This is a genomic window from Fibrella forsythiae (assembly GCF_017353175.1).
Classification (GTDB): domain Bacteria; phylum Bacteroidota; class Bacteroidia; order Cytophagales; family Spirosomataceae; genus Fibrella; species Fibrella forsythiae.
The window spans coordinates 428,553-441,933 of the sequence record NZ_JAFMYW010000005.1 but is presented as its reverse complement, the minus strand read 5'-3'; the positions used below and the strand labels follow the sequence as shown (position 1 = coordinate 441,933).

17 protein-coding genes are annotated in these 13,381 nt (G+C 52.3%); 11 read left to right on the top strand and 6 right to left on the bottom strand.

Features of this window, described 5'->3' with window-relative positions; all coding sequences use genetic code 11:
- The first annotated feature begins 58 nt into the window (after positions 1-58).
- The 8 genes from J2I46_RS18305 to J2I46_RS18270 all read left to right on the top strand — a co-directional run bounded on the left by J2I46_RS18305 (position 59) and on the right by J2I46_RS18270 (position 6,069).
- On the top strand, positions 59-871 hold the full coding sequence (locus J2I46_RS18305) for a hypothetical protein (protein ID WP_207330496.1): 813 nt from the start codon (positions 59-61) through the stop codon (positions 869-871).
- Positions 872-986: 115 nt separating this feature from the next.
- Positions 987-1,571 carry a DUF4230 domain-containing protein gene (locus J2I46_RS18300; RefSeq protein WP_207330495.1) on the top strand — a complete coding sequence of 195 codons (585 nt, stop codon included), beginning with the start codon at positions 987-989 and terminating at the stop codon, positions 1,569-1,571.
- Between the two features lie 274 nt (positions 1,572-1,845).
- Positions 1,846-2,403: a YqgE/AlgH family protein gene (locus tag J2I46_RS18295; protein ID WP_207330494.1), complete on the top strand. Its 558-nt coding sequence runs from the start codon at positions 1,846-1,848 to the stop codon at positions 2,401-2,403.
- A 170-nt stretch (positions 2,404-2,573) separates the two neighbouring features.
- The gene (locus J2I46_RS18290; protein WP_207330493.1) at positions 2,574-3,299 is read left to right on the top strand and encodes a porin family protein; all 726 of its coding nucleotides are present in this window, start codon (positions 2,574-2,576) and stop codon (positions 3,297-3,299) included.
- A gap of 125 nt (positions 3,300-3,424) precedes the next feature.
- The gene (locus J2I46_RS18285; RefSeq protein ID WP_207330492.1) at positions 3,425-3,904 is read left to right on the top strand and encodes an NADH-quinone oxidoreductase subunit A; all 480 of its coding nucleotides are present in this window, start codon (positions 3,425-3,427) and stop codon (positions 3,902-3,904) included.
- A complete protein-coding gene (locus J2I46_RS18280; RefSeq protein ID WP_207330491.1) occupies positions 3,873-4,478 on the top strand; it encodes a hypothetical protein in 606 nt (201 codons plus the stop codon). Before J2I46_RS18285 ends, J2I46_RS18280 begins: the two co-directional genes overlap by 32 nt.
- A 51-nt stretch (positions 4,479-4,529) precedes the next feature.
- Entirely contained in the window at positions 4,530-5,024 is a 495-nt protein-coding gene (locus J2I46_RS18275) for an NADH-quinone oxidoreductase subunit B (protein ID WP_207330490.1), read from the top strand.
- A 94-nt stretch (positions 5,025-5,118) separates the two neighbouring features.
- Positions 5,119-6,069 (top strand): D-2-hydroxyacid dehydrogenase, encoded by a 951-nt coding sequence (locus tag J2I46_RS18270; RefSeq protein ID WP_207330489.1) that lies wholly within the window; start codon positions 5,119-5,121, stop codon positions 6,067-6,069.
- Between the two features lie 58 nt (positions 6,070-6,127).
- Here J2I46_RS18270 and J2I46_RS18265 read toward each other — a convergent pair whose 3' ends face one another.
- From J2I46_RS18265 to J2I46_RS18240, 6 genes are all read right to left on the bottom strand, one after another.
- Positions 6,128-6,676 carry a YceI family protein gene (locus J2I46_RS18265; protein WP_207330488.1) on the bottom strand — a complete coding sequence of 183 codons (549 nt, stop codon included), beginning with the start codon at positions 6,674-6,676 and terminating at the stop codon, positions 6,128-6,130.
- A gap of 83 nt (positions 6,677-6,759) precedes the next feature.
- Positions 6,760-7,446 (bottom strand): hypothetical protein, encoded by a 687-nt coding sequence (locus tag J2I46_RS18260; RefSeq protein WP_207330487.1) that lies wholly within the window; start codon positions 7,444-7,446, stop codon positions 6,760-6,762.
- A gap of 73 nt (positions 7,447-7,519) precedes the next feature.
- The gene (locus J2I46_RS18255; RefSeq protein ID WP_229379828.1) at positions 7,520-8,065 is read right to left on the bottom strand and encodes a Rieske 2Fe-2S domain-containing protein; all 546 of its coding nucleotides are present in this window, start codon (positions 8,063-8,065) and stop codon (positions 7,520-7,522) included.
- A 124-nt stretch (positions 8,066-8,189) separates the two neighbouring features.
- A complete protein-coding gene (locus J2I46_RS18250) occupies positions 8,190-9,860 on the bottom strand; it encodes a porin family protein (RefSeq protein ID WP_207330486.1) in 1,671 nt (556 codons plus the stop codon).
- Positions 9,841-10,416, bottom strand: a complete 576-nt coding sequence (locus J2I46_RS18245) for an RNA polymerase sigma factor (protein ID WP_207330485.1) — start codon at positions 10,414-10,416, stop codon at positions 9,841-9,843. The genes J2I46_RS18250 and J2I46_RS18245 overlap by 20 nt, the downstream gene beginning before the upstream one ends.
- Before the next feature lie 151 nt (positions 10,417-10,567).
- Complete coding sequence (locus tag J2I46_RS18240; RefSeq protein ID WP_207330484.1) at positions 10,568-11,203, bottom strand: deoxyribose-phosphate aldolase; 636 nt, start codon at positions 11,201-11,203, stop codon at positions 10,568-10,570.
- Between the two features lie 114 nt (positions 11,204-11,317).
- Here J2I46_RS18240 and J2I46_RS18235 point away from each other — a divergent pair, with 114 nt between their 5' ends.
- The 3 genes from J2I46_RS18235 to J2I46_RS18225 all read left to right on the top strand — a co-directional run bounded on the left by J2I46_RS18235 (position 11,318) and on the right by J2I46_RS18225 (position 13,376).
- Positions 11,318-11,800, top strand: coding sequence for a DUF8785 domain-containing protein (locus tag J2I46_RS18235; protein ID WP_207330483.1), 483 nt, complete (start codon positions 11,318-11,320; stop codon positions 11,798-11,800).
- Positions 11,801-11,936: 136 nt separating this feature from the next.
- On the top strand, positions 11,937-12,461 hold the full coding sequence (locus J2I46_RS18230; protein WP_207330482.1) for a GNAT family N-acetyltransferase: 525 nt from the start codon (positions 11,937-11,939) through the stop codon (positions 12,459-12,461).
- Positions 12,462-12,497: 36 nt separating this feature from the next.
- On the top strand, positions 12,498-13,376 hold the full coding sequence (locus J2I46_RS18225; RefSeq protein WP_207330481.1) for a bestrophin family protein: 879 nt from the start codon (positions 12,498-12,500) through the stop codon (positions 13,374-13,376).
- The last annotated feature ends 5 nt before the right edge of the window (positions 13,377-13,381 follow it).

The window sequence follows — 13,381 nt, the reverse complement described above, 5'->3', positions numbered from 1 at the left end:
CGGCGAAGGGTTGTAAGGCACATAAAAAAAGTTGTTGTTCGTTAGAAACAGACACGAATTGTCTAATCACGTATATTTCCGGCTCTTCGTTATAGAAACAGTGGTTAGTCTGAACTACCTATTCAAGACACAAATGGACATCCTCAACACACCAAAAACACTTTCTGCCGCCATAATTGCTCTGCTCAGCCTCATGGATGTTGCTGAGTTGCAGGCGCAGACCAGTTCAGCGCAGGAGATACAGGTCACCAACAATGCCAGTAACCCAACAAACAATACGCTTCGTGCTTTCAACCTAAGCACCATTGGATTGAAAGGTACGCCGCTTGCGTTGCCAAACTGGGCGCCCGGCGAGCTTACGCTTGATGGCAGCCAGCCGGTCACGGCAGGGCTCTTTAATTACGATATATACAGTAAGCTGGTAACAGTAAAACGCTCCCCACGCGATTCGGTCGTTTACGCCATTGCTTCGGTAAAGCAACTAATCCTGAAACCGAATGGAGTGGCTCCGTTACGCTACGAACACGTACCTGGCCTGATTACCGACGAAGCAGCCCTGAAAACAGACCTGCTCAGAATCATTCACCAGGGCACCTACAGCCTCGTGGAATTTCCCGTTAAACAATACATTAAGGCACCCGCCAAACAGACTTACGGAGGCATGGGCGAAGTAAGCAATGAATTTCGCGATGAATCGGTTTATTACCTAATTCGCCCCGACCATACGACCGAGCGGGTAAAACTGTCGAAAAAATCACTGACCAAAGCACTGAAAGACAAAGGAGCCGCGTTTGAGAGTTTCGTAAAGGCCAACTCCATCGATTTCGACAAAGAGGCCGATGTTGCCAAAGCACTTGCCGCACTAAACTAGATTTTGGATTTGGGATTGCGGAATGAGGATTTTTGCTGACGTGTGGGTTTGCTCCTGCGTAAGCAACAAATCTGAAATCCCAAATCTCCAGTCCGAAACTCCAAATCCTCATTCGATGAATCGACTTATTCGCCTTGGGTTATTGGGGCTACTGGTGGTTGGGCTGCTGACTGTCTGGGAACAGGTACGTACTGCGCCCTGGCTATCCCGCTTTACCCGCCAACCCGACCAAACCAGCCATAGCGTTGTGCTGGAACGGATAACGGCCCTTGGCAAGCTGGAGCTAGTGCGCTACACGTTTAAAGACATCGTAGAACATGAGCAGGTCAATATGCTGCTACCCAACTCGCGTGCTGTATTGATCGTGGAAGGCGAAGCCGTAGGGTGCATAGACCTGACCAGACTAAAGGCGACAGATATTGATACCAACGGCGATTCGCTGATTGTGCAACTACCCGCGCCCGAGCTTTGCACCTGGAAAATAAACCACGACCGGTCGCGGGTGTACGACACCAATTATACGTTCCTGAACGAAGCCCAACTGGTCAGCGATGCGTACCGGCAGGCCGAACGACAGGTACGGGCTTCGGCTACGCAGAGCGGCATTATGGACCAAACCCGCCGCAATGCCGTTTCGCTTCTCCAACCCATGCTGACGCAACTGGTTGGCAAACCCGTTGGCATTCGGGTGAAACCGTAAATGCCGTTAGTATGGCAGGCACCAATCTATACTTTCAACGCATAGACTGGCGCATTTTTACGTTCTCAACAGCCATACAAACACCGGTAGCAAACGACCTGGCAAAGCCTGTAACATTTTAGTAAGCAGCCTGTTTGGTTTATTTATATGCCCCGTTCTCGGCGGGGCTAAATCAAGTATTGAGAAAGGCCTAACCTGTTGCTAAATATTTCTACGACACGTACCTGCGTACCATTCTTTGCCGTATTCTTGTGATTATCAGAACACAACGCTCATGAAGACAAAGACCATTACCCGCAATAGCCTGTTGATTGCCGAACCTTTCCTGGGCGATGCCAATTTCGAACGGAGTGTGGTGGTGGTTTGTGAACACACCGAAGATGATGGCACCTTCGGCCTTATTCTGAACCAGAGCACAACCCTACACGTCAGCGATGTGATCGATGATGTGTATGTTGATATACCGTTGTTTGTGGGTGGTCCCGTTCAACCCGATACCCTGCATTATATTCACCGCCGCCCTGATCTTATCGACGGGTCTATTCCGCTGGGTGAAGGCATTTACTGGAGCGGTAATTTTGAGCAGGTGAAACAGGCGTTGAACATTGGTACGCTTACCGAAGCCGATGCGCGCTTCTTCATTGGTTATTCAGGCTGGGAATCGGGTCAACTGACCAAGGAGTTGAACGAGAAAACCTGGATTATCTCGCAAACCGTTGCCGACGTCATCTTCGATACCCCGGCAGATAAGCTCTGGCGCGATATACTGAAACGGATGGGCGGCCAGTACAAGGTCTTGTCTAATTACCCGGTCGATCCACGTCTGAACTGACGCAGGCGGTCTGGAGGGTCGGGTACGCACAGTCGCTACCGTAGACGTTCGTCATGGAGCTTCGTCGTGATTATTAACCTTTTTTACGCCAACTTTGTGGTACCGAATGCCAACGTCCGGCGTTATGGATGGGTCTGCTTAGTGTTGACCCAATCATTTTTCTCTTTCTAATGCGTCTCCATCAGCTTTTTGCCTGCGTCGTGGTTGTCCTGTTGCCTCTTGGCGGCATGGCACAGACCGTTTCCGATTCTCTAGCAGCGCCTCGTCCGGCCACATCGGGTAGTGCACTACCCGATACACTATCAGACGAGCCAACTTCAGGCTCTACTAAAAAGTCGCTTTACGCGCCTGGCGGCTACGGCCCAAGCTCGCTAATCAATACAGGTCATTTCGGCATCAAAGTTGGCCCCTCGCTTACACGTGCGCCCATCCAGGGGGTATCGCCCACGATTGAAAAGCAGAAGCTCGACTTTCACCTTGGCGTGATGTACCGCTACCGGTTCACAAAATTCGTGATCCAGCCCGAACTATTGTATCAGGTAAAGGGAGGCACGTACCAACAGTTTCAGATTGGTTCAACCAACCGTACAACCACCGAGAACAACTTCAACTACGTCAGCCTGCCCATTATGCTGGGCTACATACCGGTGGAAGGGCTTACCCTTCAGGCAGGGCCCGAGTTCAGCTGGGCTATAAGCACGCCAAATGGCCCCCAATCGAATCGGGATCTGGGCATTGCCATTGGCGTTCACTACGATTTCCTGGATATGGCCGATAAGCTAAGCCTGAACCTGCGCTACATCTACGGTACTACCAAGATTCCGGAAACAGTAAACAGCACCTTGCAGAACCGGGTATTTCAGCTGTCGATCGTCTATAACTTCTACAAAAAATGAGTGGTCAACTGGTTGACTGGTTAGTTAGTAGTGATTACAGCTGGCTTTGCTCAGGTACGTTACTTTACGGAGCTAATCAGATTAACCAGTCAACCACTTGATCAGTCAACCGATCAACCAATTCTATGCTCTCTGATTTTGGCATCATGCTGCTCTTTATCGTGACCGCGTTTGCGTTCATCGGGGGCATTTTGCTGTTTGGAAAGCTACTTCGGCCCGACCACCCCGGCGAGGAGAAACTAACCACCTACGAGTCGGGCGAGGAGCCGGTAGGCAACGCCAACATTCAGTTCAATCCACGGTTCTATGTCATCGCGCTGATTTTCGTATTGTTCGATGTTGAGCTCGTCTTTCTGTTTCCGTGGGCAACCGTTTTTGGGCAGGCTACACTCATTGCCGAAACCAACGGTTTATGGGGCTGGTTTACCCTGGCCGAAGCGTTTGTGTTCGTCCTTATATTAGCGCTTGGTTTGGCCTACGCCTGGGCCAAAGGGTATCTTGACTGGGAAAAGCCACAGCCGCGAATTCCTAAGGTCGACTCGCCCGTACCTATGACGCTCTACCAGCAGGTTAATGATAAGTACGAACGCGCTACTCCTCCGTAAGTATACACTGTACCTACTGATACCGGCCTGGCTAACGAGCAATGCGCGGGCACAATCAACGCCCGACAAACCAGCTACGGTTACAGTATATGCCATTAAAGTTGTGCTTCAGAACGGGGAACGGTGCCGTGGGACCCTGGGAAGGCTAACAGACCAGATTCTGGACGTAGAGAATGACCCAGAACTGTTTTTTTTTCCTTATGCAGGCCAGCTTGTCAAACTCAGTGATATAAAACGGGCCGTGATCAGACCAAGCCGCAGACGATCAGCCCGAATTAAGGGGGCTATCGTTGGTGGGTTAGCGGGGCTATACGTTGGCATAGTCCATGCGCCTTTAGGCACCTTTCGCAGTTCGGCGTTATTTAGCGTTAACCTGGCTCTGGTTACCGGAGCCGGAGCCGCCGCGGGTGGGCTGGCCGGCCATTTGATCGGCAATACGAAACGGGTAGTGATCCATGCTGCTGGTAGTGATCCGGTTACCAGAGAACGTCAGATGTATCTTCAATTGGAACCCTATTCGTACGAGAATCAACAAGATATGCTTGATCGGGCTGGCCAGCCAGCTAACAAGTAATATGTTGCCTTCACATCGGCACTAGCCCACCTCGCTGATTGTTGTTTTACTATGCAGACCTCTCCATCTACCCAAAAATCAGCAGATCCCGGTGTGATGTTTCTCACAGCCGAAGAGCTCCTTAACTGGTCACGATCATCATCGTTATGGCCGCTGACGTTTGGGCTGGCGTGTTGCGCCATCGAAATGATGGGCGCCATGACATCGAGCTATGATCTGGAGCGGTTTGGCATCTTTCCGCGCCCTTCGCCCCGGCAAGCCGATATTATGATCATTTCCGGCACGGTTACCTATAAAATGGCCGACCGAATTCGCCGCCTGTACGAACAGATGGCCGAGCCCCGCTACGTGATCTCGATGGGTTCCTGCGCCAACTGTGGCGGCCCCTACTGGCAACATGGTTACCACGTAGTGAAAGGCGTTGACCGCATCATTCCCGTCGATGTATACGTACCTGGCTGCCCCCCCCGCCCAGAAGCGCTCATTGATGGCTTCCTGAAGTTGCAGGAAAAGATCCGAACTGAACATCCGCTCTTTAACAAATAAGTTGACTGTTTACCGTTTTCTGTTGCGCTGCTGAAACAGACTCAGGTATGTTAGCAGCGCAACAGAAAACGGTAAACAGTCAACTCCCTTCCCCATGAACATTGTTTTTCTGGATGCCCGCACCGTTGGCACCGAACCTGATCTGACTCCGTTTGAGCAACTGGCCACCGAACGCGGGGGCACGTTTGTCACGTACCCGGATACCGCGCCCGACCAGACCGCTGATCGGCTACAGGGGGCCGACGTGGTGATTACCAATAAGGTGAAGATCACTCGCGACGTACTGGCGGCTTGCCCTGATCTGAAACTGATCTGCGTATCGGCCACCGGTACCAACAACGTTGATATGGCGGCAGCGGCTGAGCGGAAAATTCCGGTAAAAAATGTGAGTGGATATTCTACACACAGTGTAGCACAGGTGACGTTTACCCTGCTTCTGTCGCTGATGAATTCGCCGGCCTACTATGATCAGTATGTAAAATCGGGGGCGTATAGCCGCGAAACCATTTTCACGCACCTGGGCCGTCCGTTTCAGGAGCTTAACGGTATGCAGTTTGGCATTATCGGACTGGGGGCCATTGGCCGGCAAGTGGCGCAGATCGCTACGGCGTTTGGCGCTACGGTAGTGTATTTCTCTGCTTCGGGACGTACCTACGATGTTCCGTACCGGGCTGTGTCCTTAGACGAACTGCTGGGTACGTCGGACGTTGTTTCTGTTCATGCACCATTGACTGAGAAGACCAACAACTTATTGACCTACAACGAATTGTCGCAAATGAAACCAACAGCTCTTCTGCTATTACTGAGCCGGGGAGGTATGGTCAATGAGGCTGATCTGGCCCGCGCGCTCGACGAGGGGAAACTGGCTGGCGCTGGCGTCGATGTGTTCGGTCAGGAACCGCCTGCTGCCGATCATCCATACCTGACCATGACCCATCCGGAACGGATCATTCTGGCTCCGCACATCGCCTGGAGCAGCGTTGAAGCCCGCAAAACCCTGATGAACCGGGTAGCGGATAACATCCGGGAGTTTACTGGCAAATAAGTAGGATGCTGTCGCGCATGAACGCGCGACAGCATCCTGACTCGCGAAGCCTCACGCATCACTTCGTAAATGCCAGCGCAAACGCCAGGGTAAATTGATCTTCAGTGGCAATACCCAGCAGTGAAGGCCGCTCGATGCCATAATCGGTCATCTTCAGATCGAATTTACCATTCATCAGTAGTTGATTACCCACCTCGCGCCGCGTCACCTGCACCGTGATCGGTTTGGTTACGTTGTGGAATGTCAGCTTCCCGTTCACGGTCAGCGTGCCATCGGCGTTGGGCTTCACATCCTGGCTGGTGAAGGTCACGTTTGGGTATTTAATCCCGTCGAGCACCTCGATCATGTGCGAATCGCGGTTCTGGTTCTGGCTATCGAACGAGGCGACACGGATGGCCACGGCCACATTCTGAATCTGCTTCGCCGCTTCATCATACACCATGGCCGCATTAACATCGTGGCTGACACCGTCCCATTTGTGCATGGGGTGTACCATTGAATACGTCACCGTCGATTTGCTCTTATCGACCATCAATTTTTTGGGCGCAAGGGAACGCGGTACAAAGCTCGACAGGGCGAGCAGGATAAGAATTGACAGACGGTTCATAGTTAAATAGCCCCGAAGCTCCAGCTTCGGGCGTTGAATTCCTGCTTCTCACTACCGAAACTGGAGCTTCGGCACTGCGTATGTCAGAATTTAAGCACAACAATTGCCGTAGCGAACGCACCGAATGTAGTATAGGCGGCGGCCCGGTGATAAGGCTTCAGTTCGGGATTCTTTCCAATCTGACTAGCCAGAATATTCGTGGCAACCATACCCGCCATATGCACAATGGCCAGGTATTTATGCAATTTGATAGTGCTCAAGCCCCGCCTTGCTCCTATGGCAGGTGGTGGGGCCGTTAGTGAAAGCAGCGCTGTTGTTGCGTACGAGATATTGATCGCTGTAGCCATACTTTCGTGCAACTCTTTTAGGCTACGGTAGTTGCTGGCATCTGCTTTATATAGCTGAGAGCCAATAATGCCCTGCGCAATGAAGCCGGCCAGCGTGACGAAGCCGCCAATCTGGTGCAGTTTCAGCATAGTCCGACGCACTTTTAGCTCATTACTCCGTCCTTCTGTTGTCAGTGGTGAGGCGTTGGTGATGCGCATCAGCCCTTTTTTACCCCAGAACAACCGTTGCGTAATGATCATGTGATCGGGCAGCAATTGAGTGGTGGGTAAGGAGTCGGTCAGGCTACCGAGCAGGTCGTCGGCCGATTGTGTAGCTGGTTTAGTTGTATCGGCAGCTACAGGCGCAACCCGCGTAGTGTCCTGTGCTTGGGCGAAGTTGATAGTCAGCCAACAAAGGAGGCCGATGATAGAGGAACGAATCATAAATACCAGTACGTCAAAAGTCAGAAAGTCGTTGACGCTGGCTTTCGATTAATTCGAAAGCCAGCCGTGCAGACTACGCCTTCACTGTCAGCGAATTACCCGAAAGCGAAGTTGTATAGGCTTTTACAGCCGTTATAGTGCCACCGCCAATTGGCTGACTTTTGGTTGACCCGTCGATGTTATAATGGCTTGAGTGCAAATCGCAGATCAGATCGTTGGTCGATGCCGAATAAATCAGGTTTCCGCCCTGGTGTGTACAGATACGACTCAGCGCTTTGTATGAACCAGCTGCGTTGAAGACAATGATGTCGCCTACGCTCACATATCCCCCCGCCGTTTTTAGCCCGGTAAAATTCGCGTTGGTCAGATCAATAGTGAAATTGATGGCCCCGCTGCCAGTGCTGGCATTACCTGTTACGCCGTTACTGCCGCCCCCCGGCGTGATTACCCCCGGCGAAGGATCGGTCGTGCTGCTTTTGCAGGATGATAGTGTACCCATACAATAAAAGGCCATCAGCGCAGCGCTGCTCATGCCCAGACTACGAATGAATTCGCCGCGAGAGAGCGTTGTTTCTGGTTCCTGCTGAGGTGTTGAGTTGTTGTTCGGCATTGTATTCATGGCGTTGTGTTGGTTAAACGTACAGAAAAAATATATTAACAAATAAATGATTATTCATAATTTAAGTATAACTACGCCAGCCCTTGCACCTGAGGCACAAAGCCCAACGATGAATCTGCTGAGATCAAAAGCGGTATCGAAGCCCAACAAATGCACCCGTACTGAGTAGGCGGATCTTGAAATACCCTACCTGCTTCAACGGAACTTTCAAAAACGGCTCTACCTGCCATGATAACCGGTTGGTGATTGGCCGTTCGTAACCCACCGATATATTGAGGTTACTAAACCCAAACGATCCGCCGGCGCGACCGGCTTTCTGGTTATCCCACCCCCAGGCTTTGATCTTGGGATCGGCCGGGTTAGCGTATTCGTATCTGTACACTTCATGCTGGATGAAATAGCTGGTTAGGCCAGCGCTGGCAAACCAGCGGGCAGGCGCCCGACCGTCGCCGCGTGGCCGTAACAACCAATCGTAACGCACATTCAGAGGTATATCAATCATTTTACATACTCCGGAAATTTCCTCCGGCCAAACATCCATATTCATGTAGCTGGGCCAGACGTAATTATTGGCATACGTTTGATAACGTTTCGTGCTATACATGGCTCCCGCATTGACACTCAGACGATCGGTGAGCTGGTACTGAACAGACACGCCGGCGTTACTGCCGGGCCGGTCAAAATTCGTTAGCCCAATGCCACTCAGGTCGGGTGAGGCGAACACGAATACACTTAGGCCTGTCAGCTTAGGCATTGCCCGGCTGGCAGGTGCGGCAACTGTAACCTGTGGCAGCGGCGGGGCGGGCGTTTCCTGTGCCTGCTCCACCACACGGCTCAAACTCGCAGCAGGCGTTAATGCAGGTAACCACTGGCTACTGGTAACCAGATCAGCCCCGGCTACCTGGCTTGCTACAGGCGTTTGTGCAGGGTGGCCATCAGGCTGGTTGTCATTCATGGTTGCAGGTACGTTGCCATCCGGATTCTGGTGCAACGCTGCTGCCCGAACCAGCACATCTGTGCCTCGCCGCGCACTTGTGTTCAATGACACGGGCCGTTCGGTGGCGGCAGATTGGTTTTCCCTCAGCCGAGACGATTTTGTCACCAACTGCCGGTCAACCTGATCGCTGGCAACAGACCGGCCAGTGCCTGCGTCGTCACCTGCAGACGTAGTTTCTCCCCCAACAACCTGTTCAACTCCCGGTTTCGCACGTCGGCTTCTGCCAGTCTGTACGTATCTACGACTGGCAGGTTGTGTGGCAAACCGGTTTGCGAGGGATTCGCTGGCTGGCCTTACCGCACTATGGTTTGTTGATTCATCAGGCTGATTATCTGTCTGTTTTGTTGTTAGCTGCCCGGCAGGGTTAGTTTCACCGGCGGAATTTGGGATTTTAGTCAACGAATTAGCCACGCCGATAGCCTGATTTTCTGATCTGCCATCGATCTGTGACGTTCCACGTGGGTGCCTATCCGTCGACGGTTCTGTTTGCCTGCTCTGGCTAGCTACGGTCGACTGCGCTGTTGCTTTTCTGGCGGGGGTTAATACCGTAATCCGTACTTGCTGACGGGCAGCCGTCGGTTTTTTATCATACATAACCCAGCCAAGACCGCCCAGCAGAAGAAGTACCAGTGCAGAGATACCACCCCAGCGGCTGATCCGATCGAACATCGTGTGCCGGTCGTGTTCGTCTAACCGACGACTCATATCGGTCCAGTCGTCGGCATTAAAGTGGATATCGAACTCTTCAGCCGATTTTCTGAAGAGTTCGTCCAGATGGTCATCGGGCCACTCTTCCATACTCATCGTTCGTTTTTTTTTGTAACATCTGGCGAAGATTTTCCCGCGCCCGTGCCAGGTTTGATTTTGACGTACCTACCGAGATGCCCAGTTGCGTGGCAATTTCGTCGTGGCTGTAGCCATCAATGGCATACAGGTTAAACACGATTCGGTAGGCGGGCGTAAGCTGCTTCACCAGTGTTAACAGGTACTCATAGTCCATGTTGCTTAGTACATCAGCCTCCTGACTTTTCTCGTGTTCGGCGGCCAACAGGTCTTTTTGGTAATAGTGCGGTACCGCCTGCCGGTAATAATCGGTGGCCGTATTGATCAGAATCCGCCGCAGCCAGGGCTTGAATGGCTGCATCGGATCGTATTGATTCAACTTCGTGAAAACCTTAAGGAATCCATCGTTCAATACTTCGACGGCCTCCTCACGGGTTTGCGTATAGCGTAAACAAATACCCATAGCATAGCCATAGAATTGCCGGTACAGCACTTCCTGACTGCGCCGATGCTGGCGCAGGCAGCCTGCCAATAGGTCGGAAAGGGGCAATATCTGAGGCGTTTGGGCCATACGGGACGTTTATCTGTTTGCCAACATCAGCTGCTTCCAGCTACGACGCCACTCCTTAATCAAGTTGTTGAGCAAGCGAACCGGTTCGTTCTATAGTACGGAACAGGCAGCCCCCTGGGTTGCGTGTTCAGCAGAAAAGTTTACACGTTCATTAGTAAACGTTCATTGACAGACGATTTACGCCAGCGGCCACCAGGGCCTCCAGTTCTGTCTCGGTTGCTCCGTCGGCCGCGATGCTGACACAGAGCGAACTAGGTACGTTCTTCCGGAATGCCAGCGCATTTTTCAGTGAAAATGGGCCTGGCAGCGCACCAGTTGCGTTTTTGAGTCCATCGGCCCCGGCATCGGCGGCTATTTTTATCATCTTCAGCAGTTGGGCTTCATCCAGCAGAGACGACTCCAGCACTACCGTTATCGGAATCTCGCGGGTATGTGCGGCAGCAATCAGCTTAACCAATTCGATCTTGAGCCATACGGATGTGGGTGAAAAGAGCGCCGATGTGTTCAGCAATACGTCTACGGCGTTGGCGCCATCAGCCAGAGCCAGTTCCAGCTCCAGTTGTTTTACTTCAGTTCGCTGATAGCCGTATGGGTAGCCAATTGCCGCCGTAAGGGTCGCCGGATGCGAATCACCCAGTTCACGGCGGTGTTTTTTTACCCAGAATGGGGCTACCACCAGCCCCGCCAGCCCAAGCTGATTAACCTCGTCGAGGGCGTCGTACTGTTCCGTAATGGTCACGTTCGGGTGTAGTAACGTGCGGTCAATGTACGGGAAGAGGTGGTTCACAGGCTAATCAGTTTAGGTAGATTTCAAACCCTCAAGTTAGGGTTCTTGTTAGTGTTGTACCACTATGTCTGAAATTGTTGTTGTTTTGTGGGCAACATCTAACCACTACCTCATATGCGCTTTTTCACGTACCTGCTTGTAATTGTACTGCTGATTTTCGGTGTCTTATACCTCCTGACGGGCTGGAGCTTCTCAGATGGCGAACGGGCCGGAACAGTTTCAAAGTTTAGCCGCCGGGGCTATCTGTTCAAAACCTACGAAGGTGTACTCAATGTAGGCGGTTTCTCGGGCGAGACAGGTTCACTAACGCCGCAATTTTTCGATTTCTCGGTGAAAGATGAGACCATTGCCAAGCAAATTACCGACGCAGTAAAATCGGGTCAGCGGGTAACGTTGCATTACGAAGAGAAAATCCTGCGCCTTCCCTGGAATGGTGATACCAAATACTATATTACTGCCGTAGAGACCGTTGGGCCGGCACCGGGCCAGTACGGATATCCGGGTCAACAGTATCAGGCTCCACAGGGGCAGCCTCAGCAGCAAATGCAGCAGGCCCCGCCACCACCGGTTGCTGCGCCATCGACCGATACGTTGTGATTTGTGCTTGATGGCTGGCTGGTTGATTCATTGGTTAACAAATGGGCAAGACTAGCCAATCAACCAGCAACCACTTAACCAGCTATATCAGGCGGCCCGTAACGCTACAGAGCGGTGCGGGCCTGATTTCTTTCTTATGACAAGTCCGTTTATCAGCCCCGCCACCACTGATGACATTCCGGCACTGAACCAGTTGGTAAACAGCGCATACCGGGGCGACAGCTCGCGCAAGGGCTGGACCACCGAAGCCGATTTGCTGGGCGGTATCCGCACGACCGAAGAAACCCTGGCCGAGCAGTTTGCCAACCCCAACGCTACCATTCTCAGGTACGTTAAGGACGAGCAGTTACTCGGCTGCGTATATCTGGAGCAAAAAGGCGATGACCTATACCTTGGCATGCTCACGGTTACCCCTGCTTTACAGGCCGGTGGACTTGGCCGGCAGTTGCTCGAAGCCGCAGAAGAGTATGCCCGCGACAGGCAGTGCCGGGCCGTAACGATGACCGTGATTTCGCAGCGCCATGAACTGATTGCCTGGTACGAACGGCGCGGTTTCAAACCAACCGGGGCCGTGCATCCTTTTCCCGATGACCCCGACCGGTTTGGCCAGCCCAAAACGCAGCTGTCATTCATTGAATTAGAAAAAGCCATACGCCCGTAAGTTGTACGACTCACTGATTTACGACTTCCCTATTTTATGGTCGACTACGATTCTAAAGAGTGGCTTCGGTACATCTTCTCGCTACACAAAGGCGATACGGCCCGGAAACTGGGGCCGGTGTTGCTGGCCATGGTTGTGTATTGCGGCGTGGTGGCCTATGTGGTGATCGAATACGTTCACCCCGGCCCCGACTCAGACCTGAAAAACATCGCCATCATGCATTCGCTGCTGGGCTTCGTCATTTCAACACTGCTTGTCTTCAGAACCAATACGGCCTACGACCGCTGGTGGGAAGGGCGAAAAGCCTGGGGTAGTCTGACAAATAACTCACGTAATCTGGCCTTGAAACTTGTCCACATCTTGAGTGCAGATGATGTGGATAGTCGTGCGTTTTTCCGGGCCATGATTCCGAACTACGCGTTTGCCCTGAAAAATCACCTGCGCGCCGATTTTCAGGCCGGCGACCTGGAAGCTTGTCCCGGTTTTAACCCCGCCAGCCTCAACCCCGACAAGCATGTACCCAATCAGGTAGCCATGCATCTATTCAGTAAGATGGACGAACTGTACCAGTCGGGTACGTTGCGGCCCGAGCATCTGCTGGTGCTAAACGGCGAGTTCAGCTCGTTTACCGAAATATGCGGCATCTGCGAGCGTATTCACACAACGCCTATTCCGTACTCGTACTCGTCGTTTCTGAAGAAGTTCGTGGCGGTCTATTGCCTCACCCTGCCGCTTGGGTACGTTCTCTCACTGCACTATTGGGTTATTCCGGTAGTAGCCATCGTTTTCTATGTACTGGCCAGCCTGGAACTGATCGCCGAGGAGATTGAAGATCCTTTTGGCACCGATGCCAACGACCTGCCAACCGAGCGCATGGCCGGGAACATTCGAAAAGCAGTGGGCGATTTGCTGTGACATGA

Bases quoted from the DNA above. Each gene is read 5' to 3' on its own strand.
- J2I46_RS18300 (WP_207330495.1), top strand. From the start codon at position 987: ATGAATCGACTTATTCGCCTTGGGTTATTGGGGCTACTGGTGGTTGGG.
- J2I46_RS18295 (WP_207330494.1), top strand. From the start codon at position 1,846: ATGAAGACAAAGACCATTACCCGCAATAGCCTGTTGATTGCCGAACCT.
- J2I46_RS18290 (WP_207330493.1), top strand. From the start codon at position 2,574: ATGCGTCTCCATCAGCTTTTTGCCTGCGTCGTGGTTGTCCTGTTGCCT.
- J2I46_RS18285 (WP_207330492.1), top strand. From the start codon at position 3,425: ATGCTCTCTGATTTTGGCATCATGCTGCTCTTTATCGTGACCGCGTTT.
- J2I46_RS18280 (WP_207330491.1), top strand. From the start codon at position 3,873: ATGATAAGTACGAACGCGCTACTCCTCCGTAAGTATACACTGTACCTA.
- J2I46_RS18275 (WP_207330490.1), top strand. From the start codon at position 4,530: ATGCAGACCTCTCCATCTACCCAAAAATCAGCAGATCCCGGTGTGATG.
- J2I46_RS18270 (WP_207330489.1), top strand. From the start codon at position 5,119: ATGAACATTGTTTTTCTGGATGCCCGCACCGTTGGCACCGAACCTGAT.
- J2I46_RS18265 (WP_207330488.1), bottom strand. From the start codon at position 6,676: ATGAACCGTCTGTCAATTCTTATCCTGCTCGCCCTGTCGAGCTTTGTA.
- J2I46_RS18260 (WP_207330487.1), bottom strand. From the start codon at position 7,446: ATGATTCGTTCCTCTATCATCGGCCTCCTTTGTTGGCTGACTATCAAC.
- J2I46_RS18255 (WP_229379828.1), bottom strand. From the start codon at position 8,065: ATGAATACAATGCCGAACAACAACTCAACACCTCAGCAGGAACCAGAA.
- J2I46_RS18250 (WP_207330486.1), bottom strand. From the start codon at position 9,860: ATGGAAGAGTGGCCCGATGACCATCTGGACGAACTCTTCAGAAAATCG.
- J2I46_RS18245 (WP_207330485.1), bottom strand. From the start codon at position 10,416: ATGGCCCAAACGCCTCAGATATTGCCCCTTTCCGACCTATTGGCAGGC.
- J2I46_RS18235 (WP_207330483.1), top strand. From the start codon at position 11,318: ATGCGCTTTTTCACGTACCTGCTTGTAATTGTACTGCTGATTTTCGGT.
- J2I46_RS18230 (WP_207330482.1), top strand. From the start codon at position 11,937: ATGACAAGTCCGTTTATCAGCCCCGCCACCACTGATGACATTCCGGCA.
- J2I46_RS18225 (WP_207330481.1), top strand. From the start codon at position 12,498: ATGGTCGACTACGATTCTAAAGAGTGGCTTCGGTACATCTTCTCGCTA.